We start from the raw sequence: 26,685 nt of genomic DNA on the forward strand, positions 1-26,685 counted from the left end.
GGGGCAGGATCGTTCAGGTGCCCACGGGCTGCGGGGAGTCGGCGTTGAGGTGGGCGAGCTGGCGCGAGACGCCCTGGGTGAGGGCGGTGCGGGGCTTCCAGCCCAGGAGGTCCACCGCCCGGGAGTTGTCGGCGAGGGTGGCCTCGACGTCGCCGGCCTGGGCGGGCAGCCGGTTGACCGGCACGGGGCGGCCGGTCAGCTCCTCGACGGCGGCCAGCACGTTCAGCACGGTGGTGGTGACGCCGGTACCGATGTTGAGGACCGTCGTGCCGATCGGGGCGGTCGCGGCGGCGATGGCGGCTCGGACCACGTCGCCGACGTAGGTGAAGTCCCGGCGCTGGCTGCCCTCGCCGTAGAGGTTCAGGGCGGGTCCGCCGAGCGCCGCCGTGAGCGCGCGGCCGATCAACATGTCATCGCGCTGGCGAGGGCCGTAGACCGTGAACAGGCGAAGTGCCACCGCGGTGACGGTGGAGGTGGCCTTGCCCGCGTGGGCCAGGCAGAGCTGTTCGCCGGCGAGCTTGCTGATCGCGTACGGCGACTCGGGGCTCGGCACGATCTCCTCGCCGGTCGCGCCGCCGCTCGTGGTCCCGTAGACGCTGGAGGAGGAGGCGTAGACCAGCCGGGGAACGCGGACGTCCTCGCAGGCGGCCAGCACGCGCTCGGTGGCGAAGACGTTGCAGGCGGTGTACTCGGCGAACCGCTCGCCCCAGGAACTGCGGACACCTGGCAGTGCCGCGAGGTGGAAGACCGCGTCGGCCTGCAGGAACAGAGCCGTGAGCGGGCAGGTCATCAAGTCGGCGGCGACGAAGGTGAAGCCGGGATGGTCGAGGGCTCCTGTCAAGTTCGCCGCCGCACCGGGGTCGGTGCGAGGGTCGCGGCGGTCCACGCCGATGACGGTGGCGCCCGCGCCAAGGAGGGTGTCGACCAGGTGCGAGCCGATGAAGCCGGCGGCTCCGGTGACGACCGCCCGAGACGGGGCGCGTCCTGGTGTTGCCTTGTGCTGCATTGAAGTCCCCCAAGGGTCTTGTCGTTGGTGTCTGGATCGACGGCGCCGGACGGTCAGGACGTGTGCGGCGTGCGCGGGTGGGTGCCGTCGAGCGCCGTGGTGTGGCTGAGGGCCGACGGGGCGAGCTGGTGCTGGACGGCCGTGCCGAGCAGGGCGAGGCACAGGACGTGGCCGAGGGCCCACAGGCCGGTGAGAGCCGAGCCGATCGGGTCACGGGCCGCACTGCGGCGTCGTCTGCCCGGCGTTCCGCCCAGGATGTGGATCATCACCTTCTCCTCCGAGGTTCCGTGCGCGGACCCGAAGGGCCACGGCGGTCGAGTGCGAACGACGTGAGATGCACGCAGATCAAGGCGCGCTGGCGCGCTGCCCAACGGTCGGCCGGTGGTGAGGCTCGTTGCCTTGGCGGCCGGGGCGTGTCGAAACCATCACGCACCGCAACCCCGGTCGGGAAGGACTGCCGATGGTCAGTCAGGTCAGGCGTTGGTCAGATTGGTCAGAATCACCCAATGGCGGAGGTCGGCACCGAGGGCTGTTGTACGTTGGCGTCAAATCTGTTCAGCCGAACCGGACTTCGAGGTCACCTGTGGACGAAGGGTCTGTTCTCGGCGACTGCCTCAAGCGACTCGGCTGGTCGCCCGACAAACTGGCACGCGAGATCAACCGCGTGCGCCCGAACAGCATCAGCCCGAAAGCGCCCTACGGCTGGCTCAAGGGCTCCACGCCGCGCGGCTCGCTTCCGCAGATCGTCGCGTCGATCCTCTCGCACCATCTGAGGGAGACGATCACTGCCGATGCCCTGTGGCCGGCGAAAGCCACCGCGCCCGGTGCCGACGGCTGGCTGCAGCAGCCGTGGTCGCAGGGCGGTACCTGGGAGGGACTCGGAGCGTTCACGGCGGGTCCCCTCCGCTCCGGCCTCGGAGTGTCGCGCACCTTGTCCGGCCAGGGGCTCATCGGCCCGGCCGTCGACTGGCTGACGACACCGGACGCGCCGGTCGCGGGACGGCCCAGTGGCGAGACGATCAGCCCCCAAGCCATCGACGTCCTCACCGACCGCGTCGCCCAGCTCCGCCGGCTCGACGATGCCCAGGGCGGCCCGCTGGTGCTGGACTGGATCACCCAAGACCTGAACTGGGCCGCGCACTTGGCCCGCAACGGCACCTACGATCCGGCCATAGGGCAACGCCTCCACAGCGTGCTCGCCGAACTCGCCCAGCTGGCCGGTTGGCTCGCCTGCGACCTCGGTCGCAACGCGCTCGGCCAGCGCTACCTCCTGTTCGGACTCCGCGCCGCGCACACGGCCAACAACCGCGCGCTCGGTGCGAACATCGTCTCCTGCCTCAGCTACCAGGCCACCTGGCGCAGTGCGCACGACGAGGCGCTTCGCCTGATCAAGATCGCCCGGCAGGGCGTCGGAGACACACCAGGCGGCGCGGTCCACGCCCTCCTCGCCACCAGGCAGGCCCGTGCCCATGCTCAGCTGGGCCAACTGGACGACTGCGCCCGGACCCTCGACGAGGCGGCTGGCCTGGTCGAGTCCGCAGCGGACAGCGGCACACCACCCTCGTGGGCCTACTGGGTGACACCGGCGGTCCTGGCCGCCGACGCGGGCCGCGCATGGCTCGAACTCGGCCGTCCCGAGGTCGCCGAATGCCACCTGCTGCGCGGCCTGCAGCTGTTCGGTGACGAGCAGCCCCGGAACCGGCTGCTGCACACGATGTCCCTGGCGGAAGCCCGGCTGCGGCAGCACGACCTTGACGGCGCCGCCGAGGCCACCCGCCAGGCCCTCGATCTCCGCTCGTACCTCGACTCCGGCCGTGCCAGACAGCGGATGGCCGGCCTACGAGACGAGTTCGAGCACTCCGACAGCCCATTGGCGCGCGACGTCACAGACGAGATCAGCGCCGTCCTAGCCGCGTAGCCTGGACTTCCGCACGCACCCGAGGAACCGAATGTACGTCCGCACACAGGTCCCGCTGGCTCCGCTCACCACGCTCGGCATCGGCGGCAACGCCGTAGTCCTCGCCGAGCTGACCGACCCCGCCGACTTCCCCGACGTCGTTGGCCTGGCCCGTCGGGAGGGCGCCCGGCCCTTGGTCCTCGGAGGCGGCAGCAACATCCTCGTGGCCGACGCCGGGTGCGGCGTGCCCGTCGTACGCATGGCCACCCAGGGCGTGGTGTTCGAGCGCGGTGACGACAGCGAGGCGGTCACCGTCACCGTCCAGGCCGGCCACATGCTCCAGGACCTCGTCGAGGAGACCATCTCCAACGGCCTGACCGGGATGGAGACACTGATCGGCATCCCCGGTACCGTCGGTGCCACCCCAGTCCAGAACGTCGGTGCCTACGGGCAGGAAGTCGCGGACATCCTCGTGCGCGTCACCGCCTGGGACTGGGTCACCGGCCGCGAGGTCGCGCTCTCGGCTGAGGACTGCCGGCTGGGCCACCGCACCAGCATTTTCAAGCACTCCACCCGCTGGACGCTCCTCACCGTGACGTTCCGGCTGCGGCCGTCCGAGCTGAGCACCCCGATCACGTACGGGATGGTTGCCAGGGTCCTCGACGTCCCCAAGGGCACGCCGGTCCTCCTTGCCGACGCGGCTGCCGCCGTGCTGACCGTGCGCCGCAGCAAGGGCATGGTTCTCGACCCCGGAGACAGCGACAACCGCAACGTCGGCAGCGTCTTCCTCAGCCCTGTCGTCGACGAGAAGCAGGCCGAGAAGCTCCGGGCCGAACAGGCGCCCGTGAACGCCTTCCCCGACGGCCTGACCAGAGTCAGTGCCAGCTGGCTGATCAAGGCCGCCGGGTTCGCTCTCGGCCAGCCGATCGCCCCTGGCATCCGGATGTCAACCAAGCACTTCACGCTCGTCGCCGAGGGCCACGCCAACGCCGGCGCGTTCGCCGAGGCATCCAGGACGGTCGCCGAGAGCGTGCAGGAGGTCACGGGAATCCAGCTGACCCCCGAGCCCGACCTCTTCGGCGACGAACCCGCGTACCTCCGCCTCAAGCAGAACGCGCTCGCTTCAGCAACACACTGACGGGGCTGGCCAACCCGGACGGTCGCTTCGCCGGCCTGGCCTGGCACTCCTCCCGGTGAAGATGCTCCCTACCCGGCGGTGGCCAGGTTGAGGCCGACCGTCTTCGCTGTGCGCAGTGCCGCTCGGGCGCGTGCAGCACCGTTGTGGGTCACCGCTTCGCCTCCGCCGACGGTGAGCATGCGGGTTGCGAGGCCCGCACAGGGGCGGCAAATGCCCGGCTGGGGCACGGGGTCGTGGCACTTGGCGCACTCGGCGTACCGGGCCGCTGCTGGGCGCACAGGGGCCGGTACGGGCGGCATCTTGCGCTCCAGGCGGTTGCGGAGCACCGCCACTGGCGAGTGGACCGGGCTGGGCAGGCCGGGCAGGAGGGCAGCGGCAAGGTCGGCGTGGGTCGCGCCGCGCTCCAGCCACTGGACGACCAGCGGTGCGAGCGTTCGCGCCTCGGCCTCGCCCAGGTGCAGGCGCGGCTCAGGCCGGATCACCCGGAACAGCGTGGCGACCGCCTCGCGGACCTGCTCGTCCGGCACCGGCGGAGCAGCCTCGGTCTCCTGGCGGTCGCCCTCCCGCCCACCCGGCTCCTCGTCCGCCTCGTCGGCCGTCGCCTGGCCTTCGACGGGGAGGGAGGGTTCTTGGCACCGGTTACTTCCAAGAAGGGCGTCAGCACGGCCGGTGGTCGCTTCACCGGAGACCGGACGGGTGGCACCCGGCAGTGCGAGCTGTGGGGTGTCGTAGACGTGGGTCTCGGTGCGGATGGTGCCGTCGGGCATGCGGATCTTCTCGACGCGGTAGAAGCCGGCGTCGGCGAGCTCCTTCAGGGCCTTGCGGATCGCGCCGCGGCCCTGGGGGCTGGTGTCGGCCATGTGTCGACCGTCCTCGCGCCAGCCGTCGGGGCGGGAGAGGAGGTCCGCGAGCAGGCCGCGGGCGGTGTAGGACAGCTGCCGGTACTGCAGCATGCAGTTGGGCAGCACCGTGAAGTTGCGCACGTGGGCGCTACGATGGACACGCATCGGGAGGTCGCACTCCTGTTGCCGGACCCCGGGGTGTTACCAGCACCGCCGGGGTCGCCTATTTTCGATTGGACCACGGAACGTAGCACGTACGCCGCCGAAGATCGACGCGAATGTCGAGCGACCACCATCACATCGCTCGACGTGACTGGCGCACAGTCAGAATCCAGGCTGTGGCTGGCCGGTCTTGTCCGAGCTGCCGCTGAGCAGGCGACCCTGTGCGACGATAGGACTGCCGCGTCCGTTCGCCTCGCCGCTCTGGCGCGAAAACCTGTTGGGGCCAACCGGTTTGGCGCTGAGCGGGTGAGCCGACCTGCAGGAGATAGCTGCTCGTGCCCACCTTACGGTCAAGCAACCAAGGAAATGCTGGCCCTCTGTCGACGGCGCTGGCGCGCGCGGTCATAGCCGTGTGCCGGGACGCGCTCCATTGGCGCGACGATCTGCGGGCCATCTTCCTCGCTGCTGGGGTGTCACGCTCCCACTATGAACGTTACGACCGGCCAGAGCTGAGCAAGGCCAAGATCGCCCGCGCACTTCTCGATGACCTCGGCGAGGTGGGCGCGGCTGGCTACGGCGTCCAACGAAAGGTCGTCGAAGAGCTGTGCCAGATGAATCGGCCGCATGCAGATGCACCAGACCAACACGCCGGCAAGGAAGCTCTGGCCGAGCTGAAGCGCGAAGCTACAGCGGAGCGGATTCTCGTCAATCCAGAGCAGGCCGCTGCAGAAGCGCGGAAGGCGGCAGAGAAGCGGCGTCTGCAGGCAATTGCCGAGAGGCGGCTGGTCGTAGGCGAGTTGCGCGATGAGTTCATCGCGTTGGTGCAGATGCAGCAGGGGCAGAGCACCCAAGGCCGCGGGTACGACCTTGAAAAGCTCCTGGTCCGGCTCTTCAAAGTTCACGATCTTGACTACCGCCCGCCGTACCGCATGGCCCGAGAGCAGATCGACGGCTCCTTCCACTTCCGCGGCTTCACCTATCTCGTCGAGGCCCGATGGCGTTCTGCGCAGCCTGACCTGGGTGATCTCCTCGACTTCAAGGGGAAGGTGGACGGGAAGCTCGATAGCACAAGGGGCGTCTTCATCTCGATGGCTGGGTTCGATCCGGACGTTCTCGACCACTTCGTGCGCAACTCCCGGGGGAGTCGCAACAACATCATCATGTTCACCGGCCGGGACGTTTCCCAGCTCTTCGAGGGAAGCATCGGGTTGGTGGACGCGCTCACCAAGAAGGTTGATGCTGCCGAGCAAGAAGGGGTTGCGCTCCGAGAGCTGTGAGGTGGGGCGGATCCTTGCTCAAGGAGCCGCCCCTGCTCGCTCAGCCGTTCCAGATCGTTCCGGCGAGGAGGCCGTCGAAGCCCAACCCAGTCATGGCATCGTCGAAGTTGTCCCACTCGCGTTCGGGAGCGGTGAAGTGCTCGTCGAAGTCGGTGCGGGTGAGGTCGGGCTCGTGCCATTCAGCCGCGCAGCGGCAGCGGATGAAGACCTGCCGGCGGACGTTGAGGAGAAGCCAGTCGCGGATGGCGTCGCAGTTTGGGCAGGCGATGACGAAGCCACGCGGGTTGAGCACATCAGGGTGGGGGACAGCGCGAATTACGGGACGGCTGGAGGGGGTCCAGCCGGAATCGGCGAGGTCGGTTATGGGAACCTCCATGGGGGTATCGGTCGATGCGGACCTACACAAGAGGCCCCAGTGCGGGAATGTTCCCAGCGCGCCGAGATGACATCGAATCGATACCAACTGCCAAGGCCAGCAAGGATGTTGCATCGGCGATGTGGCCGCTGTGTGTCGTCGCGGTCCCGCTACCCACCCACGAGTGCGGCTGCGGTGGCGTCGACCCGGGCGACCGCATGCCGGACGAGGTCGAGGGCCGCAGCGAGCTCGGCGGGGCGGAGGAAGCCGTTGGCGTTGAGGGCGAAGGCGACCTGGTTCAGGTTGTTGCCGACGCGGGCCAGTTGAGCGCGGCTGGCGGCCAACTCGTCGACGGCGCGGTCGAGGCAGTCTTGCGGATCGCCGGCGCTCAGGCCGCGGGCGTCGTTGAGGGTACTGGTGGCGCAGAAGCGAGCGACAGTCTGGCTGCGGGCAGCGGCGGCTCGGCGGATCTCTTCGAATTCGGCGGCGTTGTATCGGACGGTCACTCGGTGCGGGCGCTGCTGCGGGTCACGGTGGCGGCGACGCGGCTGGCGAGTGGCCTGGCTCGGGGCGATGTTCTCAAGGCGGTCGCTCTCTTCCCCTACCTCGCTCGGCACCCCCTGGTGCCGAGCTGCCGGTGACGGGTCGAGCGCCCCCGCTCGACTCGCCGCCGGCTGTCCCTCGCCGACCGGCGAGGGACCTGCGTGGGGCCGCCTCTGGGGCGGTCCCACGCGATAGCTTGCTGCGCCAGGGGCGGTCAGTTCGGGCGCCGGTTGCGGATCGCCTTTGTGAACCGGCGAGTTGAGGAGCGCTTCCAGGTCGCCATCGGGGCTGTCGGTGTGCCCGGCGTCGGGCTGGTGGATCGTCAGAGGGGACTCCTGGGGGTGCGTGGGGACGGTGGGTGGGACCGGACGGGGCCTGGTCTGGATCACGGAGAGGGGATCCGGGTGCCTCGCGGGACGGTGCCGAGCGAGGCACCCGGGGTGAGCGGAATGGCCGGGATCAGATGTCGGCGGCGGGACCGTCGTCCGGTTCGTCCGGACGGACCATCTTCATGACCGCGGTGAGGCGTTCGTCGGACAACGTGAGGCCCTGGGCGCGTACCGCGTTGCGGACGACGGACCGGCTCAGCCTCCCGGTGTCCGTCCACGCCCGGACGGCGATGTCAGCCAGATCCTCCAACGGCGCGCCCGCCGGTCGGCCGACGGGCCGAGGCTCCGGGGACTGTCCGGCAATTCCGCTCGGCCCTTGGCCTGCGGCTTCTTGGTCCACGGTGTCGTCGGGCCGGGCGTGCTCCGCGCGGTCTGGGTCTGTCCATGGGAGGTCCTCGCCTGCGGACGGACGGTCTGAGCGGAATGGCCCGTCCGGTTCCGGGCCCGGTCCCGGACAGCGGTCCTTGTCCAGTCCATCCGCAGGCCGCAGCGGTCCGGCGGTCCGGTTCGCAGTCCGGTTCGGTCCAGTCTGGTGGACCTCCATGGTCTGGTCCGGTCCGTCGGATCGTCCGTCGTCCGGAGACCGTCCGGTCCCAGAAGAGGGGACGGGGACCGAGTTGCGGGCCACCGGTTCACCGTTCGACTGGACGACGGGCCGGATGTGGCGGGTGGTGTGGATGCCGAGGTGGACGGCTCCAGTGAGGGCGAGCGGGGAGATGGCGGACAGAACGCCGACCGTCGTGTCGCTCAGGTGCAGGTGTCCAGCGGTGGCCAGGGCCTGCTGGTTGAGTCGGACGGCGTGGAGGGTGTTGGCCCAGATGCTGGCGGCGGTGGAGGTGCCGAACAGCAGCCACACGTACGCGCGGGCGGTGAGCGGGGCGGTTCGCAGGAGCAGAAGGGCGCGGACGCTGTAGGCGACGAACCCGTCGACGATGAGCGGGAACAGGTAGGCGAGCTGGTCGCGGATGTGGATGGCGAGGGCCATCTGGCGCAGGGCGTCGTAGGAGAGGGCGAAGCCGACGGCAGCGAGCAGGCCGATCGCGGCGAAGTCCCAGACGGTCACACGGCTGGTGCGGGCGGCGCGGTCCGTGGTGGGCATGTGGGTGGTGGTCCTCCTTAGGGGCGGTCGAGGTGTTGGTGGCGGTGGGCCGTTGCATCCGTATTGGGCGTCCATGGCCCTTGTCCCGCTTGGCCGGTCGAGCCGGCCGTGACGTCCCGCCCGCCGTCCTAGCGGTGTACGCCGAGCCCGGCGGCAAGCGGGGGCGATACGGACGGCGTGACGGCGGGAGGGGAATGCCGTCCCAGCTGTGGCCTTTGGGACATGGGATGCAACGGCGGGGACGGGGCCTACCGCTTCTGGCGGGTGGGGTCAGGCATCGGTCGCGGGCGCGCGGGGCGGGAGCGGGTGGACCTTGGGGCAGTAGCGGCGCCATGAGTCAGCGAACTTGTTGAAGGTGTAGCCCTTGCGCTGGGTGCCGTCGGGCAGGCGGATGTTGGCGGAGGAGATCTGGTAGTCCTTCAGCAGTCCGGAGAGCGCTCGGGCGGTGAGGCCGCCGCGTCCGTGCTCGGCCCACGGAGCCTCCGGGTCGTCGTTCAGCGACGCGAGGAGGCCGGTGGTGGGCAGGGTCTCCGGGTCACCGTGGGCGAAGAAGATCCGGCGGATGTCGGCGAGGATCCTCGCTCCGCCGCAGCTGTCCTCCTCGATCACCTCCTCCGCAGCGACCATGCTCACGCACGCCTGGCGGGCCCGGTGCGGCCAGGAGCCGCCGGCAAGGTCAGCGACCGCGATCAGGGGCTCCCAGGTGTCGGCGGCCCGGTCCTCTACCAGCATGTCCGGCTCCAGCACCTGAGCCTGCTCGGCTACCTGGCCTGCCCAGAGGGAGAGCTTCGCGCGGGTCTCCCGAAGGAGGACACCGTCTCGGCGGTCGCGCAGCGGCGCGACGACCTCGCCGTCGGCACGGCGGCGCATGCGGATCACGATCGACCGATCCATGATCGTGTCCGGCAGATCGCCGATCCCGGCAAGGGCGGCCATGGCGAAGGTCTCGAACTCCCGGGCCTGGTGGTCGTTGCCGACCGCCCGGGTGACCGGGCGGTTGCGTTGGTGCCCGGCGTTCAGCAGGCCACGGATGTCCTCGTACTTCTCGGCGGTCCTGGGGTTGCCGAAGATGGTGTCGACCTCGTCGACCAGCAGGGTGCGGGGCCGGTCGCTGATCGTGCGGTAGATGGCCGCCGCGCTGGTGTTGACCGTTATCAGCGGGTCGTGGACGGTCTCGACCAGGACGTCGAGCAGGCGGGACTTGCCGCACCGGCGGGCCGGAGCCACGATCGCCAGGCGCGGCGCGTGGTGCCACACCGCCTGCAGGTGCGTCGCGACAGCCCACAGCGTGACCGCGTCCAGGGCCTCCGCCGACGGCAGGACCGCGTACCGGCGGATGTGGGTGTGCAACTCAGTCAGCAGCACGGCACCCGGCGACTCCGGCATGTCCGGAACCGCGGTGGAGCTCGGCAGGTTGCCGGTCTCGCTGCCGACGGTGACCGGCTCTTCACCAGCGATGGACTCCGACAGCGGCTGGTCGGACACGTGAACGCCGGGGTGGCCCGGCTGGGCAACCGGCGGCCACGAGGCCGCCAGAACAGGCAGGTTGGGCAGGTTGGACGTGGGGGTGATGGGGGACTCCAGACCGCGGTGCGGCGGCGAACCGCCGCACCGCTCAGGGGGCAAGGAAGGAGTGCCGCCTCGCCATTCGAGATGCGAACTGGGGCTGCGGCGAGGACGGTACGACTGCGCGGAGCCAAGATCCACCGCACGGCGGCAAGTCAGCCGACGGCAGACAGGAGCGCTCCTCGGCTCAGATGCGGTGAGGCGGGTGCGATCAGGCGGCCTGGTCGGCGCTCTGGCTGTCGAGCCAGGCTTCCACCTCCGTCCAGCGGTAGCGCAGGTGCCGGCCGACCTTGATCGCCGTCGGGCCCTGGCCGCGGTGGCGCCAGGCGTAGACGGTCCCCAGCGGGACACCGAGGTACGCAGCGAGCTCCTCGGCACTGGCCAGCGGACGGCGATCGGCGGCGGCACGGGAAATCTTGGACAAGAGGTCTCCGGTGGGTAGGGGATAAGGGGAATTCGGGCAGGTCGGCGAAGGCCCGCGAGGGGCAGGTGCGTTTCCGTGCGGAGAGAAGTCTGCGCGCGGCCCGGCCGGAAACCTAAAAAGGACCCCAGCCCGCCTTCCTGCGACCCCGGGCGGAGTCGTGGCCTGCCCGGCGGGGCGACGTTCGAAGCATTCTCCATGCGACCCGGCTCGCAACCTAAAACGGCCCCGGATCGGCTCACCGGCCGCCTCCGAGGGCAGAGGTCCGCCCAGCCTTCACGGCTCTACGGCAGGCCACGTGCAAGCTCGACCGCGTCTTGCTGCGGATCAGCGTCACGATCGCTTGCCCGTCAGGCGAACGCGCTGCTGAATACCTGGGACGATCCGGCACGATCGGACACTATCGGGCACGGAAATCGCCGTACGAGAAACTCACACTTGACAATCGGCTGCCACTCGATCAATATCCAACACCCCGCCAAGAGCAGGTGCTGAGAGCGCTTCTGCCTGCGCGCTCCATTCGGCGGCCAGACCTTCCCGCCGCCACCTCATCCGACTGCCGGCCAAAGGCCGTAATTCCCCTTACCCCGACACAAGGAGCCGAATGGCGACCGTTTACGACACCTGGCACAAGACCCACCCCCGCCCCACCGACAAGCCCTGCCGTGAGCACAAGGGCAAGTACCCCACCGCCGACCACGGCAAGGGCAAGCGCTGGCAGGTCCGCTACCGCGACCCCAGCGGCGAGCAGCGCAAGCTCAACTTCGCCCGGCGGGCCGACGCCGACGCAGAGGCTTCGCGCCTCGACAACGACCTCAACCGCGGGGCCTACATCGACCCCACCCTCGGCAAGGAGACGTTCCGCGAGGTCGGCGAGCGGTGGCGCGCGAGCGCCGTCCACGGGTCGAGCACCGTAGAGCGCGTCGATCGGGCGCTTCGCCTGCACATCTACCCGATCCTCGGCGACGGGGCCATCGCGGGCTTCAAGACCTCGGAGATCCAGGCGTGGGTCAAGGACCGCTCGAAGGTCCTGGCGCCGTCGACCCTGCGGGTGCACTACAGCTACGTGACCGCGATCTTTCGCGTAGCGGAGCTCGACCGCCAGATCCCGTTCAACCCGACGAAGGGGGTGAAGCTGCCACCCCCGCCGCGCAAGGAGATCGTCCCGCTCGCCGTCGAGGTCGTGGCTGCCCTGGTCGACGCTGCTCCCGGCTGGTACCGGGTGCTGCTGCTACTGGCGGCGGCCTCGGGACTGCGTCAGGGCGAGCTGTTCGGACTCGAGCTGGAGCACATCGACTTCAAGCGCGGCACGGTCCAGGTGAAGCAACAAGTGGTCGGCCCTGATCGGGGCGAGCCGTACCTTGCGCCGCCCAAGACCCACGAGAGCTACCGGACGGTCCCGGTGGCCAAGCCCGCGATGGACGCGCTGGCGGCGCATCTGGAGAAGTACCCGGCTCGCCGGGTCGATATCGAGGACCGCACCGACCCGCGCCCCTCCAAGTGGAAGCGGCGGAAGGCGCTGCTCGTCTTCACCAACGAGCGCGGTGAGGCGATCCGCCGTGCGGCCTGGGCGTCGGTGTGGGAGACCCTCGTGCGGGTTGCCGACAAGGCCCTGCGGAAGCAGTACGAGGGCGCGCTCAAGAGTTGGGAGCGCCGTGGCCGGCTGGCCGACGCGGAGCCGACGCTCCGCCAGGTGCCGGACGACGCCACGATGCACGACCTCCGGCACTTCTACGCCTCGGTGCTGATCAAGCACCGCGAGAGCGTGAAGACGGTGCAGAAGCGGCTCGGCCACGCCAAGCCGTCGATCACGCTCAACACCTACACGCACCTGTGGCCGGACGAGGAGGACACAACGAGGGCGGCGATCGAGGCCGTTTTCAGCGCGGTGCCGTCGATGTGCCCTCCTCGCAGTGGGATGGCGCTCAGTTCAACCTGAGCATTACGTGTGGATGGAGCTGGACGGCTTGTCGTAGAGGCGCCAGGCGGGAAGGCGCAGGGCGCTGCTGCCCTCCTCGATGTCGAGCAACTGCCGCCGCCGGAGCATAAGACGTAGGTGGCGAGCCTCGTCAGCTCCCTCAGCATGCCCGAGGTCGAGCAGAACTGCCCGCATGTCCTGGCCAGTTCGTGTGACGGCGTCAGCTCGATGGCCGTTCACCATGGTGTCGAGCTCGACGGTCGATCCAGGAGAAGCCGACAGATGGGTGTACAACCTCTTGAGCAACTCGTTGTGCTCGTCTTGGTCGGCCCGGACCTGGTTCCCCGCTGAAGCTGAGGCACGGAAGAGCGCGGTGCCGACTCCGCCGCGCTGCTGCCAGAGTTCGGCATTGCCGACGACGATCAGGTGTGAGCGGGCACGGGTGATCGCAACGTTCCACAGGTTGAGCTGCCGGTCCACCCAGCCGATCGCGCCGGGGTGCATTCCGTCACTCGCGACCAGGGAGAAGATCACGACATCGCGCTCGCCTCCCTGGAAGGTGTGAACGGTGCCGACACGGACCCGCGCCGGGTCGTGGTCGCGGAGGCGGTTCCGCAGCGCTTCCTCGTGGGCCTTGAAGGGAGTGACGACACCGATGGAGGCCTCGGCAGGAAGATCACGGAGCAGGCTCCGTACGAAGCTGTCCACCATGGCGATCTCGCCGTCGTTGACCCAGGAGTTCCCGGATCGCGGCCGTGCGGCCGTAGCCCTGACATCCGACCAGAAGATCGCCGGCTTCTCCAAGGACGGGCGCGAGCGGACATCCGTGAGGACGGTCAACCGGCCGTCGTAGAAGAGGCGGTTGGAGACGGCGGCGATCTCCGGATGGCACCGGAAGTGCTCGTCCAGGAGCAGGCTGGTCCCGGCAGCCCGCTCCGCCGCGTGGAAGGCGCTGTGCCGGCGATAGGCCAGCTGGTGGCGCTCAAGCCAGTCCGAGCGGAGTCCACTTGCGCGCCGGATCACCGACTCGCGCTCCGGGCCGATCTTGGCGATGTGCGGCAGCTGCATGGCATCCCCGATGATCAGCGCGCGGCGGGCCCGGAACAGCAGGGGCAGCACGTGGGGGATGGCGCATTGGCTGGCCTCGTCGACGATCACCAGGTCGAAGAGGGCGGCGTCCGGTGGGAACCGTCGGGCTGAGAGGCTGGTCACTGCCCAACCCCGGACGGAGGGCAGCACCGACTTGACCGCAGGCCAGTCACTCCCGTTGGCGTCGCGAGCGGTGAGCAGTCCGATGATGGCTTGCCGTCCCGCGCGGGCTGCCGTCTTCACGGCGCTGTCGAGCAGAACGCCGCTGGTGGAGCGGAACCCGAACTCGACGCCGTCGAGCTTCTCGGTCAGCACGGCGTCGTCCGGCAGGGCCAGTGCGCGCTCGCGCCCGCCGCGCCAGCCTTGTTCGGCTGCGGCGAAGTCCGACAGGACCGAGCACAGCTCGGTGGTCGGCCGTTCGTCGGACTCGATCCCGACTCTGCGCAGCAACCCCTTGCGGCGGCGTTCACCGAAGAACCAGGCACGCGAAAGGCCAGCGGCCTTGCGCGCCAACTGGTCGAGGTCGCTGCCTGCGAGAAGCTCGACCAGGTCGCCGACCGGCGTGCCGAGGCGATCGGCATGCTCCTCCCGTGCCTCGCCGGTCTGGCGCAGTGCCCGCTCGGTGCGGGCCACCTGGGCGAACTCCTTCCGTACCCGAGAGAGCTGGTCGGTCGCGACGTCGACCTCCAGCGCAGCGGTCGTGAGATTCCGGTCCGGTGCCGAGACCTCCAACAGCCCGCGAAGGGTCGTGGCTTCGATCTCCCGGTAGTCGACCTCGCGCCCGGTGGAACCGGTGCGGACGACACTGCCGGGCGAGAGCTGCTCGCAGCGCTGCCAGACCTCGTCCACGGCCTGGTTGTTGGTGGAGGCGATCAGCACCCGTTCGCCGGCAGCCAGGGCCGTGGCAACGAGGTTGGCTACCAGCTGGCTCTTGCCGGTACCGGGCGGACCGGTGGCCACGGTGAGTCGACGCGTCATGGCCTCCCGCAGCACGGCCGACTGCGCCTCGTTGGAGGGCAGTGGCGTCACCAGACGGACCGGCCGGGCGTTCCCTTCGTCAGGCTCCGAACGCTCGGCCGGGACCGGTGAGAGCGCGGCGAGGGCGGTGCGCCCGATCTCGGGAATCTTCCTGGCGATGTTCTTGAAGTCGTCCAGCAGCTTCTTGGTCGCCTTGGAGTCGCGCGGAGCCAGGAAGAGCACTGCGGAGTTGCGAGCGCCGTTGCCTGGCGTCTTGACGTCGATCCGGTCGGCCAGTTGGTCAGGGCGGGGCTCGTCGACGCACGGCAGCTCGTACTCCTGCATCAGGAGGTTGCGCACGTCCACAGCCATCCGATCATGCTGTCCCGCATGCCAGGTCGGATGGTAGGTCTCCGAGAGCTCGGCGGCCTGCTCCTTGCCGAGCCACTCCTCGGCCAGCCGGGGGTGTGGCATGACCGGGCCGTAGGGCTTGAGCCGGATGCCGTCCTCGTGATGCACCACCTCGACTCGGCGCACAAGCAGCGGGGCGAACTTCGGATTTGCCCAGCTCCTTCCGGTTCGGGGGCCGTTGATGAGGACAACGGGGTAGCCGGCCCAGAGGTCCGCGTCCTGAGCTGCAGCGGCCTCGATCAGTTCCACGGCCTCCGCCGGCACCTCGGTGCAGTCGTCCTCGTCCAACTCACCCGACAGCAGGCGCTCCGATCCGGTGAGACAGACGTAGGAGGTGCCGTGGTCATGGACGGACAGGAGCGGTGTGTCGGCCTCGTCCGACAGCACGCATTCCCGGTAGTAGTCGAGGAGCTCGCTCCACCCGGGTTGGCTCCGGCCCGGGGCGGCGGCCTTGGGCGTCTGCTCGGTCGGTGGAGTCTCGGAGAAAGGCCGCCGATTGAGCGGTGCGAGTCGCGGGGCGCTGCCGACGGGGCAACTGGCCAGGATCATGCGGTCGTCGACGGCGTGGGCGGACTTGACCGGGATCTGCGCCGACCCCTTGGCGCGCATGCGTCGGACTACGTAGTCGAACAGGTCGCCGACGGAGACCTCGCCAGTCCCGCTCTTGCTGACCTTGCCGGTGCGCAGGGCTTCGACCACTTCCGCGGTGAAGGCGGACGGCTCGATCACGCCACCGGTCTCGGAGCCGCCGAAGGAGTCCTCACCGACGCGCGAGGACGAGAGCACGTACACGCCGTGACTCCGCAGGGGCGATTCCGCGCCCGACTTCGCGGCCGGTGCGCTCGGCTGGTCCGTGGTCCGCAGGCCGACTGCGAAACCACCGCTCTGGCAGCAGTCGATCATCACGACCTTCTGCCGTGCCCAGCAGGACTCCAGGCGCTCGTTGACGAAGCCCGCGCCCACCGCGGTCGCGGCGACCCGGTCGTAGTCGGTGTCCTTGGCGACGAAGTGGAACTCTCCACCCGCGCGTGCGGAGAGCCTGGTGCCGTGGCCGGAGACGTAGAGGAGTGCGAGTTCGTCCTGATCGCAGCTTTCGAGGAACTCGCTGATCTCGTACTGCATGTCGTCTGCGGTGAGGTCGGCGACCGTCTTCACCGAGACGAAGGCACCGATGCTGCGGTGTTCGAGCACCTGCCCCAAGTGCCAGATGTCCGCCTTGGTGGAGGGCAGGCGGCCGAAGCGGCCGTCGTCGTAGTTCTCGTTGGCGATCAGCAACGCGCGGCGCCGCACCAGGCGAGTCACGCCTGCTCGCCCTCAGGGGCACCTTGCTCGTCGGCTTGGTCGAGGAAGGCCCGGATGATCCGCTCCTGCGCCTCGTCCGGGTGCCCGGTCACGGTGAGCGACCGTTCCCCGTCGCTGATCTCGACCTTCCGGTGGCGGTCCTTGGCACACCATTCCTTGACCAACTCGATCAGGACACGGGATGCGGGTCGAGTAGCGGCAGCTGCGAGACCAAGAGCCGTGATCTCGGTAAGTGCCCCACCCTTGCGGCCGTCATCTGTGGGTGCGGCCCCGGCAGTCAGATAGGCCGTCTCGGGTGCGCCGGCGCGATGAAGCGTGTCCTGCAAATCCCGAGTGAGACGTTCCTGACGGAGTGTGTCGCCGCCAGCGAGTACCTCCAGCCGCCACAGCGGTTGCTCCTGACTCACGCTGCCCCCTTATCCTGCGCCAGCAGGCCACCCTGCAGGCCGAGGACAGGCTACGCCGTGCGGTGGTTTTGCGTGACCGTTTGATCACATAGGGATCCGTCGGAAGCGGGGTTTCCGAGGTGTCCGGGCGGGCTGGGGGCGTAGGGCTGGCGCTGAATGAGCCGGAGAGCGCCGGTACCTCGGGAGGGCACACCGGGGGGCTGCTTTGACACGCTTCTGACTTCGCGCATCGTCCAGCGTTGTGCCCTCGATGTGCCCTCCCGGGCCGAAAAGCTAGCGTTTCCGCAGGTCAGCGGGGTCTGCTAGCGGTAGTTGACGAACTGCAGCGCGAACTCCAGGTCCTTGCCCTTCAGCAGGGCCTGCACCGTCTGCAGGTCGTCACGCGACTTCGAGGTGACCCGCAGCTCGTCGCCCTGCACCTGCGCCTTGACGCCCTTGGGGCCCTCGTCGCGGATGATCTTCGCCACCTTCTTGGCATCCTCGGTGGTGATGCCCTCCTTGATGTCGGCGAAGATCTTGTACTCCTTGCCGGACAGCTGCGGCTCCGCCGCGTCCAGCGCCTTCAGCGACAGTCCGCGCTTCACGAACTTGGTCTGCAGCACGTCCAGGATCGCCCGGACCCGCTCCTCGCCGTTGGCCTTCATCTCGATCTTCTCGCCGGTCCGCTTGATCTCGGCGCCCACGTTCTTGAAGTCGAAGCGGGTGGCGATCTCGCGGGAGGTCTGGTTGATCGCGTTGTCGACCTCCTGCCACTCGACCTTCGAGACGATGTCGAAACTGGAGTCGGCCATGGGTGTTGGTCTCCTTGAACTACTGGCTGCACGGTCTTCGCCACCCGCCTCCGGCGGGCGACGCCCCAGCCTATCCAGCCCCCCGCACCCCCGCCCGCAACAGCTCGCGCCCCGACCTTGATCATCACGTGACGAAACGAGTGGCAGACCACCCCCCAACATCGGGTATCGTTTACGACGTCGAACGGGGCAGCGCCCCGCAAGACACCATCCCTGGCGGGTTGCCCGAGCGGCCAAAGGGAGCAGACTGTAAATCTGTCGCGCAAGCTACGCAGGTTCGAACCCTGCACCCGCCACTGGATAGTGAAACAGCCCCCGAGCTGCGGAAACGCAGAACGGGGGCTGTTTCGTTGTGTTCGAGCATCGATCGCGTCGGACGGTCGTTTTGAGCGGTTCGTCTCACCCGGTTCCGCCCGAATCCCGGGCCTGACCGGCAGTTACGGACCAGGCGCGGACCAGAACTTCGGCGCCTCCGGGGCGGCCGCCGCTGGAGCCGCGCGGTGACGAGCCGGTCGGCACGATCCTCGTCACAAGGGGCGGCTAGGTTGTGGTGGCCATGCAAGGTGTGGCCATGGGGGCGGGGAACACAGGGGGCAGGTGTGGCGACGGCGTGGCTGGTTCTGGCGGTGGGCGACAACCGCGAGCGCAGCGGCAACGACGGGTACGACGATGATCCGGCGCGGCACTACAGCTGGGACGAGACCGTCCCCAACAGTGGGGGACCAGCAGTCGGTGACGTGATCGCGTTGTGGGACAAGAAGACCTTGCTCGGGGTGTCGGTGATCGAGCACATCGAGCTCGGCCGGGCCGAGAAGGACCGCTACACCTGCCCGCTTCCGAACTGCGGGAAGGGCAGCTTCAAGCCGAGGAAGACGAAGCGACCGGTCTACGTGTGCAAGTGCGGGGGCACATTCGACGTGCCCGACTCGCGTCGGGAGGAAGTCACGACCTACCGCACTCGGCACGATGCCGCATGGGTCGACATGGCGGGCGTCCTGCCCGGATCGGTGCTTCGGCCGATGTGCGACAAGCCCGGTACCCAGCACAGCATTCGCAGCATGCGCTGGGAGCGGCTCCAGGAAGCCCTCGCCGGTGCAGGAGTGAGCGCATCGGTGACCATCGCCGAGCAGGCCCGGCGCGCGATCACGGGTGGCCATTCCGAGCGGATCGTGCGTGCTCGGGTCGGACAGGCGGCCTTCCGCGCCCGGTTGATGGAACGGCACGGCGCGGTGTGCGCGTTCACCGGGCCCGCCCCTGCCAGCGTGCTGGAGGCTGCGCACCTGTACAGCTACGCCGCCAGTGCCGAGCACCATGAAAACGGCGGCCTTCTCCTGCGCCGGGACGTCCACCGTCTCTTCGACCTGGGACACATCGCGGTCGACCCCGGCAGCCTGGTCCTCGACCTGGCGCCGGAGCTGGCCGCATACCCGACCTACGCGCCCCTGCACGGCGCTGCACCGGCCGTGCCACTTGAGCACGGCCGCGACTGGTTGGAAGCGCACTGGGCCCAGCACCGCGGCAACTGACACGACCACGCTGCAAGCCGGTCGCGCCCCCGGCTGGGACAGGTGCGGCCTGCCGGCCGACAAGCGCGGGACGGCTCGTCAGCCCGGGTGGTTCTGGCGGGGGAGGGCGAGGGCCACGGTGTCGGCGAATTCGCGGACGGCGCTGGTGCGGGAGACGATTCGGCCGCAGTGGACGACGAGGCGGGAGTGGCCGCCGGCGAAGGCGCCGGTGAGGCTGTCGCCGCGGATGGCGAGGAGTTCGGCGGGGAAGCCGGCGTCGACCCGGACGGGTGGGAGGCCGAGGGTGGCGCGGGCCTGGGCGGAGACGGCGTCGTAGGCGGCTTCGGGGGAGAGCGCGCCGCCGGCGGCGAGCAGGCGGGCGGTGTCGAGGGGATCGGCGCGGCCGACCGGGTTGGCGGCGTCGCGGAGGCTGCCCGCGCCGGCGGTGAGGGCGACCCGGGCGTGGGCCAGTTCGCGGACCAGGGACGGGCGCAGGCCGGTCGGCGGGCCTTCGAGTCCGGTGCAGCCGCCGTTCTGGGGGAGGCAGGCGACTCGGATGCCGGAGTTGGCGAGCACGGTGGAGCCGCCCGGCGGCAGCGCGCTGCACGGTCCGAGGGTGACCCGTGGGCGGTGCGGGGCCAGGGCGGCGACCAGCCGGGCGAGCTGGGCCCGGTCGGCGGCGTCGGTGTGCAGGTCGACGGGGCAGTCGGCCTCGGCGGCGGCGGACAGCAGGGTCTGGACGTAGCCGATCGGGTCGGGGTCGAGGTCGGGGCAGCCGCCGGCCGCATCCGCGCCGAGTTTGAGGGCGTCGCGCAGTTGGGCCCGGCCGTCGGCGCCGGCCAGGCCGGTGAGCAGTCGGGGCATCGCGACGGCCTGGAGTTCGGCGAGTCCGCGCAGGGACTGACGGGCCGTGAGGACGGCCTCCAGCCGCCCGAGTCCGTGCACGTCGCCGATCCGGACGTGGGTGCGTTGGGCGGTGGCGCCGTAGCCGAGCGAGGTGAGAGCGGCTTCGGTGACCCGGCGGACCAGGTCGGCGGGCCCGTCCGGGGGAGGGGCGGGCAGGGCGGCGGAGAACGCGTTGTCGTAGTGCCCGTGCGGTTCGGCGGGGGCGGGCAGCAGCAGGTAGCCGGACAGGTCGATGCGGGCACCGGTGGTGACGGTGGGTTGGCCGGGCAGGGCGGGCAGCGGTCCGAGGCTGCCGACGGTGCCGACGGCCTGGATCCGGTCGCCGCTGATCCGGACGTCCACCACCCGGCCGTCGGTCAGCCGGGCGCCGGTGAGCAGCAGCACCGGCCCGTGTCCGAGCGGGTTGGGGGTCGGCGGCCGGTCGCCCTCGCTGCGTTCGCCCATCGGCCCGTTCCCTCCAGTCCGGTTGACCGCCCGGCGGCCCTGGGGCCCGGTGTGCGGGGAGCCGGCCTGCGGCGTGCCCGCGAGAGAGGTCACTGACGGTCGAGCCTAGGGCGCGCCCGGCCGGGACGCTCGGACCCGGGTCGTCGCCCGTGTCGTGCGGCAGAAGTGGAGGGAGAAGTGGAGGGAGGAGCGGGGGGAGGAGCGGGGGGAGGAGCGGGGGGAGGAGCGGGGGGAGAGCCAGCGGGAGTGGCGGCAGGAGGGCTGGTGCGAGGGCCGGCGGGAGGGGCGTCGCGGAGGGCCGGTTCCGGTTGCGGCGGCGGTCGAACGGGTGTCGGGCGACGGCCCGTCAGTGCGGCCCCTTCGACCTGCGGAGATCGGCTGCGGATACGGATTTCACCTCTGGCCCGGAACCGTGTAATCTCTTCCTCGTTCGCCCCTATAGCTCAGTCGGTAGAGCGTCTCCATGGTAAGGAGAAGGTCTGCGGTTCGATTCCGCATGGGGGCTCTGGTGGAAGTCTCCTCACCTCGGTGGGGGTTCGTTCATCAAAGCGGTGTAGCTCAGTTGGTAGAGCAAGCGGCTCATAATCGCTGTGTCACCGGTTCAAGTCCGGTCACCGCTACCCGCGTAGTCGATCGGGGGGATCACTCCCGATCGGCTACTCTTGTCTGTGTTCTTATTCGTTGTCCCAGGAAGGCACTCCCGTGGCTGCCACTGACGTCCGCCCGAAGATCACGCTGGCCTGCGTGGAGTGCAAGGAGCGGAACTACATCACCAAGAAGAACCGGCGCAACGACCCGGACCGTCTTGAGATGAAGAAGCACTGCCCGCGTTGCAACTCTCACACGGCGCACCGCGAGACCCGCTGACTTTGCCTCGACTCCAGGCCGCACCCCACCATGGGGCGCGGCCTGGAGTCATTTCTGCATGACGGATCAGCCGGACCATCGGAGGAGTTGCCCATGCCGCTCGACCCCTCGTTCATCGGGCGGACCTACCCGCCCACCGCGCCGTACGAGGTCGGCCGCGAGAAGATCCGTGAGTTCGCCGCCGCGATCGGCGACGCGAACCCGGCGTACACCGATGCCGAGGCGGCCAAGTCGCTCGGTCACCCGGATGTGATCGCCCCGCCGACGTTCCCCTTCATGCTGTCCTTCCAGGCGGCGGCGCAGGTGGTGAACGACCCGGAGCTGGGTCTGGACTACAGCCGGGTGGTGCACGGCGACCAGAAGTTCGTGTACTCCCGCCCGGCACGCGCCGGGGACCGGCTCTCGGTGACGATCTCCATCGACGCGATCAAGTCGCTGGCCGGCAACGACGTGCTGACGGTCCGCGGCGAGGTGCACGACGCCAGTGGCGAGCACGTGGTGACGTCGATCATGACGCTGGTGGCCCGTGCCGCCGACGAAGCCGGGGAGGAGTGACCGTGGCGGTCCGCTTTGACGAGGTCCAGGTCGGCACCGAGCTGCCGGCCCGGTCGTTCCCGGTGACCCGGGCCACGCTGGTCCAGTACGCGGGGGCGTCGGGGGACTTCAACCCGATCCACTGGAACGAGAAGTTCGCGGTCGAGGTCGGCCTGCCGGACGTGATCGCGCACGGCATGTTCACCATGGCCGAGGCCGCCCGGGTGGTCACCGACTGGGTCGGCGACCCGGCCGCGGTGGTCGAGTACGGCGTCCGCTTCACCAAGCCGGTGATCGTGCCGAACGACGGCGTCGGCGCGGTGATCGAGGTCAGCGGCAAGGTCGCGGCGCTGCTGGACGACAACCGGGTCCGGGTGGACCTGGTGGCGACCAGCGAGGGCCAGAAGGTACTGGGCATGGCCCGGGCCGTGGTCCGACTGGGCTGAGACCGACCCCCCGGGCGCCGGCGCGCCCGGGGGCTTCGGGCCCCTTGCGGAAGTTATTGGTCAATCACTAATCTGAGGCCATGGCCAGGACCAGCATCCGGATGTCCGCCGAGGAGCGGCGCGAGAGCGTCGTCCGGGCGGCCATGGTGGAGTTCGCCCGGGGCGGCTACCGGGGCACCTCCACGGAGGCGATCGCCCGCCGGGTGGGCGTCTCGCAGCCGTACCTGTTCCGGCTGTTCCCGAACAAGCAGGCGATATTTGAGGCGGCCTGCGAGCACTGCATCGAGGAGACCTGGCGGGTCTTCGACCGGGTGTCGGAGGGGCTGACGGGGGAGGCGGCGCAGGCCGCGATGTCGCGCGCGTACGTGGATCTGATCGAGGACCGCGAGCAGGTCATGATGCAGATGCAGATGTACGTGTCGGTGTTCGCGGCGGAGTCGGCCGGCGACGTCCAGGTCGGCGAGACGGCCCGGGCGGCCTGGCTGCGGCTGTTCGAGCGGATCGAGGAGCGGATCGGCGGCGGCCGCAAGGAGGCCACCCAGTTCATGGCCTACGGCATGCTGATCAACACCCTGGTCGGGCTGGGGTACCCGAGGGACCACCGGATCTGGGACGGGTTCGAGGGGTACGGCAAGCAGGCCGGGGGCTGCTGAGGCGCTCCGCCCGGGTGGCGGCGCGCCCTTTTTTCGGCCACGAAAGTTATTGATCAATCACAACCTTGGGGGGCATCCATCGTGAACAGGCAAGCCGTCTGGACCTTGGTGGTCGTCAGCGTGGCCAGTTTCATGGCCGGACTCGACAACCTGGTGGTCACCACCGCACTGCCCGCGATCCGCGCCGACCTGGGCGGCGGCCTCGCCGACCTGGAGTGGACGGTCAGCGCCTACACCCTGACCTTCGCGGTGCTGCTGATGCTCGGCGCCGCCCTCGGCGACCGGTTCGGCCGCCGCCGGATGTTCCTGATCGGGATGACCGTCTTCACCCTCGGCTCGGCCGCCGCCGCGCTCGCCCCGAACATCGGCACGCTGATCGCCGCCCGCGCCGTCCAGGGCATCGGCGCGGCGGTGGCCATGCCGCTCACCCTCACCCTGCTGGCCGCCGCGGTGCCCGCCGCCAGGCGCGGTGCGGCGCTCGGCATCTGGTCCGCCGTCAGCGGCCTCGCCGTCTCGGTCGGGCCGCTGATCGGCGGCAGCCTCACCGAGCACTTCTCCTGGCAGTGGATCTTCTGGGTGAACGTCCCCGTCGGCCTGGCCTTGTTGCCGATCGCCCGCGCCAAGCTGGCCGAGAGCCGCGGCGAGAACCCCCGGCTGGACGTCCCCGGCACCCTGCTGGTCAGCACCGGCCTGTTCGGCATCGTCCTCGGCCTGGTCCGCGGCAACCCCGACGGCTGGACCGACCCGCTCGTCCTCGCCTCGCTGATCGGCGGCGTCCTGCTGCTGCTCGCCTTCGTCGGGTACGAGCTGCGCTGGGCGCAGCGGCCGATGCTGCCGATGCGGCTGTTCCGCGGCCGGGCGTTCAGCGCCGTGAACGCCGCGAGCCTGCTGATGTACCTCGGCATGTTCGGCTCGATCTTCCTGATCAGCCAGTACTTCCAGGGCGTCGGCGGCTACACCCCCGAGCAGGCCGGCCTGCGGATGCTCCCGTGGACCGGCATGCCGCTGCTGGTCTCCCCGCTCGCCGGACTGCTCATCGACCGGATCGGCGGCCGCCCGCTGGTCGTCACCGGCCTCGCCCTGCAGGCCCTCGGCCTGGCCGGGTACGCCCTGCTGATCGACCACTCCGCCGGGTACGGGCCGCAGGTGCCGATCATGGTGGTCTGCGGGATCGGCATGTCGCTGTACTTCGCGCCCACCGCCGGCCTGGTGATGGCCAGCGTCCGGCCCGCCGAACAGGGCATCGCCTCCGGCGCCAACAACGCGATGCGGGAGGTCGGCGGGGCGCTCGGAGTGGCCGTGCTGTCCGCGGTGTTCTCCGCGCAGGGCGGCTACGACAGCGCCGCCGCCTTCACCGACGGCGTCGTCCCCGCCCTGCTGGTCGGCGCGGCCGTGGTCGCGGCCGGCGCCGTGGCCGCGGCCCTCGTCCCGCGGCGGCACGGCATCCGGGCCGCCGCGAAGGTCGCCGACCACGCCGCTCCGACCGCCGCCCCGGCCGGCCGGGCCTGAGCCGCTCGCGCGAGGCCGTCGCCGTGCGGCGGGCGGTTACGCTGGGGCGGTGATTGAGCAGATGGACGCACCGCTGGCCCCGTTGACGACGCTGCGCCTCGGCGGCCCCGCCCGCCGGCTGGTGACGGCCGAGACGGACGCCGAGGTGGTCGCCGCGGTCCGCGCGGCCGACCGCGCGGGGGAGCCGCTGCTGGTGCTCGGCGGCGGCTCCAACCTGGTGATCTCCGACGCCGGCTTCCCCGGCACCGTCCTGCGGATCGCCACCACCGGTTTCACCCTGGACGGCACGCTGCTGGAACTCGCGGCCGGCGAGGTCTGGGCGGACGCGGTGGCCCGCACCGTCGACGCGGGCTTGGCGGGCATCGAGTTCCTGGCCGGCATCCCGGGCTCCGCGGGCGCGACCCCGGTGCAGAACGTCGGCGCGTACGGCCAGGAGGTCGCCGAGACCATCACCGAGGTGGTCGCCTACGACCGCCTGCTGGGCGAGACGGTGACGCTGGCGGGCGCCGACTGCGCCTTCTCCTACCGGCACAGCCGCTTCAAGGCCGACCCGGACCGGTACGTGGTGCTGCGGGTCCGCTTCCGGCTCGCCGACGAGGGCGGGCTGTCCTCCCCGATCAAGTACGCGGAGGTGGCCCGCTCGCTCGGCGTCGAGGCCGAGCAGCGGGTGAAGCTCGCCGAGGCGCACGCCGAGGTGCTGCGGCTGCGGGCCGGGAAGGGCATGGTGCTCGACCCCACCGACCACGACACCTGGTCGGCGGGCTCCTTCTTCACCAACCCGGTCCTGACGGACGCTCAGTTCGCCGACTTCACCGCCCGGTTGGGTGAGCTGCGGGCCCCCGGCTACCCGGCCGGCGAGGGCCGCACCAAGACCTCCGCGGCCTGGCTGATCGACAACGCGGGCTTCCGCAAGGGCCACGGCTCCGGCCCGGCCACCCTCTCCACCAAGCACACCCTGGCCCTCACCAACCGCGGCTCGGCCACCACCGAGGACCTGCTCGCACTGGCCCGCGAGGTGCGGGACGGCGTGCGGGCGGCCTTCGGGGTGGACCTGGTCAACGAGCCGGTGATGGTCGGCGTCAGCCTTTAGGGTCTGTCCGGCCGCCCGGCAGGCGTTAGAGCGGGACCGGCTCGGCCCCGGCGAGGGCCGGCTCCTCGACCAGCCAGGCGTCGACGTCCGCCAGCAGCTCCTTGGCGACGTGCTCGGGAGCCCGCGACGAGCGGATCGACTGCCGGGCCAGTTCGGCCAGTTCGGCGTCGGTGAACTCGTGCGACTCGCGGGCCAGGGTGTACTGGTCGGCCAGCCGGGAGCCGAACAGCAGCGGGTCGTCGGCGCCCAGCGCCAGCGGCACGCCGGCCTCGAACAGGGTGCGCAGTGGGACGTCCTCGGGCCGCTCGTAGACGCCGAGCGCGACGTTCGAGGCCGGGCAGACCTCGCAGGTGACCTGCCGGTCGGCGAGCCGCTGCAGCAGCCGCGGGTCCTCGGCGGCCCGCACGCCGTGGCCGATCCGGCCGGCGCCCAGGTCGTCCAGGCAGTCGCGGACCGAACCCGGCCCGGCCAGCTCCCCGCCGTGCGGCGCGGCCAGCAGCCCGCCGCTCCGGGCGATCGCGAACGCCCGGTCGAAGTCCCGTGCCAGGCCCCGCCGTTCGTCGTTCGACAGACCGAACCCGATGACTCCCCGGTCGGCGTAGCGGACGGCGAGCCGGGCCAGCGTGCGGGCGTCCATCGGTGACTTCATCCGGTTCGCCGCGACCAGCACCCGGATGCCCACCCCGGTGGCCTCGGAGGCCTCCCGGACGGCGTCCAGGATCAGCTCCAGGGTCGGGGTGAGCCCGCCCAGCAGCGGGGCGTACGAGGTCGGGTCGACCTGGATCTCCAGCCAGCGGGAGCCGTCGGCGCGCTCGTCCTCGGCGGTCTCCCGGACCAGCCGGCGGATGTCGGCCTCGTCGCGCAGGCAGGAGCGCGCGGTGTCGTACAGCCGCTGGAACCGGAACCAGCCGCGTTCGTCGGTCGCCCGGAGTTTCGGCGGGTGGCCCGAACTGAGGGCCTCCGGCAGCCGGACGCCGTGCTTGTCGGCGAGTTCGAGCAGCGTCGCGGGGCGCATCGAACCGGTGAAGTGCAGGTGGAGATGAGCCTTCGGGAGGCTCCGGACATCACGCAGGCGATCCATTCACCGATCCTGCCGCATAACCCGCCGAAACAGGAACCGCCCCCCGCACGTCGCCCGAAGGGGTGAGGTGCGAGGGGCGG

At 70.3% G+C, this 26,685-nt stretch carries 24 protein-coding genes and 3 tRNA genes; 14 read left to right on the top strand and 13 right to left on the bottom strand.

Annotated elements, in window-relative coordinates:
* Positions 1–13: 13 nt before the first annotated feature.
* The gene (locus ACI1MP_RS22375) at positions 14–1,006 is read right to left on the bottom strand and encodes an NAD-dependent epimerase/dehydratase family protein (RefSeq protein WP_404869335.1); all 993 of its coding nucleotides are present in this window, start codon (positions 1,004–1,006) and stop codon (positions 14–16) included.
* Positions 1,007–1,059: 53 nt separating this feature from the next.
* A complete protein-coding gene (locus ACI1MP_RS22380) occupies positions 1,060–1,272 on the bottom strand; it encodes a hypothetical protein (RefSeq protein WP_404869336.1) in 213 nt (70 codons plus the stop codon).
* 317 nt (positions 1,273–1,589) lie between these two features.
* On the opposite strand from ACI1MP_RS22380, the gene ACI1MP_RS22385 reads away from it, so the two are divergent.
* Positions 1,590–2,924 carry a hypothetical protein gene (locus tag ACI1MP_RS22385; RefSeq protein WP_404869337.1) on the top strand — a complete coding sequence of 445 codons (1,335 nt, stop codon included), beginning with the start codon at positions 1,590–1,592 and terminating at the stop codon, positions 2,922–2,924.
* A gap of 31 nt (positions 2,925–2,955) precedes the next feature.
* On the top strand, positions 2,956–4,041 hold the full coding sequence (locus ACI1MP_RS22390; RefSeq protein WP_404869338.1) for a UDP-N-acetylmuramate dehydrogenase: 1,086 nt from the start codon (positions 2,956–2,958) through the stop codon (positions 4,039–4,041).
* 68 nt (positions 4,042–4,109) lie between these two features.
* Here the strand turns inward: ACI1MP_RS22390 and ACI1MP_RS22395 are convergent, their stop codons facing one another.
* Positions 4,110–5,048, bottom strand: a complete 939-nt coding sequence (locus ACI1MP_RS22395; RefSeq protein ID WP_404869339.1) for a hypothetical protein — start codon at positions 5,046–5,048, stop codon at positions 4,110–4,112.
* 332 nt (positions 5,049–5,380) lie between these two features.
* Between ACI1MP_RS22395 and ACI1MP_RS22400 the strand changes: the two genes are divergently transcribed.
* The gene (locus tag ACI1MP_RS22400) at positions 5,381–6,322 is read left to right on the top strand and encodes a hypothetical protein (RefSeq protein WP_404869340.1); all 942 of its coding nucleotides are present in this window, start codon (positions 5,381–5,383) and stop codon (positions 6,320–6,322) included.
* A gap of 40 nt (positions 6,323–6,362) precedes the next feature.
* On the opposite strand, the gene ACI1MP_RS22405 is transcribed toward ACI1MP_RS22400, so the two are convergent.
* From ACI1MP_RS22405 to ACI1MP_RS22425, 5 genes are all read right to left on the bottom strand, one after another.
* Entirely contained in the window at positions 6,363–6,698 is a 336-nt protein-coding gene (locus ACI1MP_RS22405; RefSeq protein ID WP_404869341.1) for a hypothetical protein, read from the bottom strand.
* Positions 6,699–6,847: 149 nt separating this feature from the next.
* Positions 6,848–7,609, bottom strand: a complete 762-nt coding sequence (locus ACI1MP_RS22410) for a plasmid mobilization protein (RefSeq protein ID WP_404869342.1) — start codon at positions 7,607–7,609, stop codon at positions 6,848–6,850.
* 70 nt (positions 7,610–7,679) lie between these two features.
* Positions 7,680–8,708, bottom strand: coding sequence for a DUF2637 domain-containing protein (locus ACI1MP_RS22415; protein WP_404869343.1), 1,029 nt, complete (start codon positions 8,706–8,708; stop codon positions 7,680–7,682).
* Positions 8,709–8,978: 270 nt separating this feature from the next.
* A complete protein-coding gene (locus ACI1MP_RS22420) occupies positions 8,979–10,193 on the bottom strand; it encodes a DUF3631 domain-containing protein (RefSeq protein ID WP_404869344.1) in 1,215 nt (404 codons plus the stop codon).
* A gap of 292 nt (positions 10,194–10,485) precedes the next feature.
* Positions 10,486–10,698, bottom strand: coding sequence for a helix-turn-helix transcriptional regulator (locus ACI1MP_RS22425; protein ID WP_404869345.1), 213 nt, complete (start codon positions 10,696–10,698; stop codon positions 10,486–10,488).
* Between the two features lie 601 nt (positions 10,699–11,299).
* On the opposite strand from ACI1MP_RS22425, the gene ACI1MP_RS22430 reads away from it, so the two are divergent.
* Entirely contained in the window at positions 11,300–12,634 is a 1,335-nt protein-coding gene (locus tag ACI1MP_RS22430) for a tyrosine-type recombinase/integrase (RefSeq protein ID WP_404869346.1), read from the top strand.
* A 3-nt stretch (positions 12,635–12,637) separates the two neighbouring features.
* Here the strand turns inward: ACI1MP_RS22430 and ACI1MP_RS22435 are convergent, their stop codons facing one another.
* The 3 genes from ACI1MP_RS22435 to ACI1MP_RS22445 form a co-directional block, all read right to left on the bottom strand.
* Positions 12,638–16,372 (bottom strand): AAA domain-containing protein, encoded by a 3,735-nt coding sequence (locus ACI1MP_RS22435; RefSeq protein WP_404869347.1) that lies wholly within the window; start codon positions 16,370–16,372, stop codon positions 12,638–12,640.
* Positions 16,369–16,779 (bottom strand): hypothetical protein, encoded by a 411-nt coding sequence (locus ACI1MP_RS22440; protein WP_404869348.1) that lies wholly within the window; start codon positions 16,777–16,779, stop codon positions 16,369–16,371. Before ACI1MP_RS22440 ends, ACI1MP_RS22435 begins: the two co-directional genes overlap by 4 nt.
* Positions 16,780–17,081: 302 nt before the next feature.
* On the bottom strand, positions 17,082–17,570 hold the full coding sequence (locus ACI1MP_RS22445) for a YajQ family cyclic di-GMP-binding protein (protein WP_043914650.1): 489 nt from the start codon (positions 17,568–17,570) through the stop codon (positions 17,082–17,084).
* Positions 17,571–17,785: 215 nt separating this feature from the next.
* Here ACI1MP_RS22445 and ACI1MP_RS22450 point away from each other — a divergent pair.
* Positions 17,786–17,866: transfer RNA gene (locus ACI1MP_RS22450), tRNA-Tyr, on the top strand.
* A gap of 303 nt (positions 17,867–18,169) precedes the next feature.
* On the top strand, positions 18,170–19,096 hold the full coding sequence (locus ACI1MP_RS22455) for an HNH endonuclease (RefSeq protein WP_404869349.1): 927 nt from the start codon (positions 18,170–18,172) through the stop codon (positions 19,094–19,096).
* A gap of 78 nt (positions 19,097–19,174) precedes the next feature.
* On the opposite strand, the gene ACI1MP_RS22460 is transcribed toward ACI1MP_RS22455, so the two are convergent.
* Complete coding sequence (locus ACI1MP_RS22460; RefSeq protein WP_380334429.1) at positions 19,175–20,425, bottom strand: hydrolase; 1,251 nt, start codon at positions 20,423–20,425, stop codon at positions 19,175–19,177.
* A gap of 432 nt (positions 20,426–20,857) precedes the next feature.
* On the opposite strand from ACI1MP_RS22460, the gene ACI1MP_RS22465 reads away from it, so the two are divergent.
* The 8 genes from ACI1MP_RS22465 (at position 20,858) to ACI1MP_RS22500 (ending at position 25,524) form a co-directional block, all read left to right on the top strand.
* Positions 20,858–20,930 (top strand) — tRNA-Thr (locus ACI1MP_RS22465).
* Between the two features lie 42 nt (positions 20,931–20,972).
* Positions 20,973–21,045, top strand: a tRNA-Met gene (locus ACI1MP_RS22470).
* An 82-nt stretch (positions 21,046–21,127) separates the two neighbouring features.
* The gene (gene rpmG / locus ACI1MP_RS22475; protein WP_006604855.1) at positions 21,128–21,292 is read left to right on the top strand and encodes a 50S ribosomal protein L33; all 165 of its coding nucleotides are present in this window, start codon (positions 21,128–21,130) and stop codon (positions 21,290–21,292) included.
* A gap of 93 nt (positions 21,293–21,385) precedes the next feature.
* Positions 21,386–21,847: a MaoC family dehydratase N-terminal domain-containing protein gene (locus ACI1MP_RS22480; protein ID WP_100587149.1), complete on the top strand. Its 462-nt coding sequence runs from the start codon at positions 21,386–21,388 to the stop codon at positions 21,845–21,847.
* On the top strand, positions 21,844–22,272 hold the full coding sequence (locus tag ACI1MP_RS22485; protein ID WP_043914642.1) for a MaoC family dehydratase: 429 nt from the start codon (positions 21,844–21,846) through the stop codon (positions 22,270–22,272). The genes ACI1MP_RS22480 and ACI1MP_RS22485 overlap by 4 nt, the downstream gene beginning before the upstream one ends.
* Before the next feature lie 80 nt (positions 22,273–22,352).
* On the top strand, positions 22,353–22,925 hold the full coding sequence (locus tag ACI1MP_RS22490; protein ID WP_232734044.1) for a TetR/AcrR family transcriptional regulator: 573 nt from the start codon (positions 22,353–22,355) through the stop codon (positions 22,923–22,925).
* 81 nt (positions 22,926–23,006) lie between these two features.
* Entirely contained in the window at positions 23,007–24,434 is a 1,428-nt protein-coding gene (locus ACI1MP_RS22495; protein ID WP_404869350.1) for a DHA2 family efflux MFS transporter permease subunit, read from the top strand.
* A 49-nt stretch (positions 24,435–24,483) separates the two neighbouring features.
* A complete protein-coding gene (locus tag ACI1MP_RS22500) occupies positions 24,484–25,524 on the top strand; it encodes a UDP-N-acetylmuramate dehydrogenase (RefSeq protein WP_404869351.1) in 1,041 nt (346 codons plus the stop codon).
* Positions 25,525–25,549: 25 nt separating this feature from the next.
* On the opposite strand, the gene ACI1MP_RS22505 is transcribed toward ACI1MP_RS22500, so the two are convergent.
* Positions 25,550–26,605: an adenosine deaminase gene (locus tag ACI1MP_RS22505; RefSeq protein WP_380334440.1), complete on the bottom strand. Its 1,056-nt coding sequence runs from the start codon at positions 26,603–26,605 to the stop codon at positions 25,550–25,552.
* Positions 26,606–26,685: the final 80 nt, after the last annotated feature.

Origin of the sequence: Kitasatospora griseola (assembly GCF_044999035.1) — a bacterium.
Classification (GTDB): domain Bacteria; phylum Actinomycetota; class Actinomycetes; order Streptomycetales; family Streptomycetaceae; genus Kitasatospora; species Kitasatospora griseola.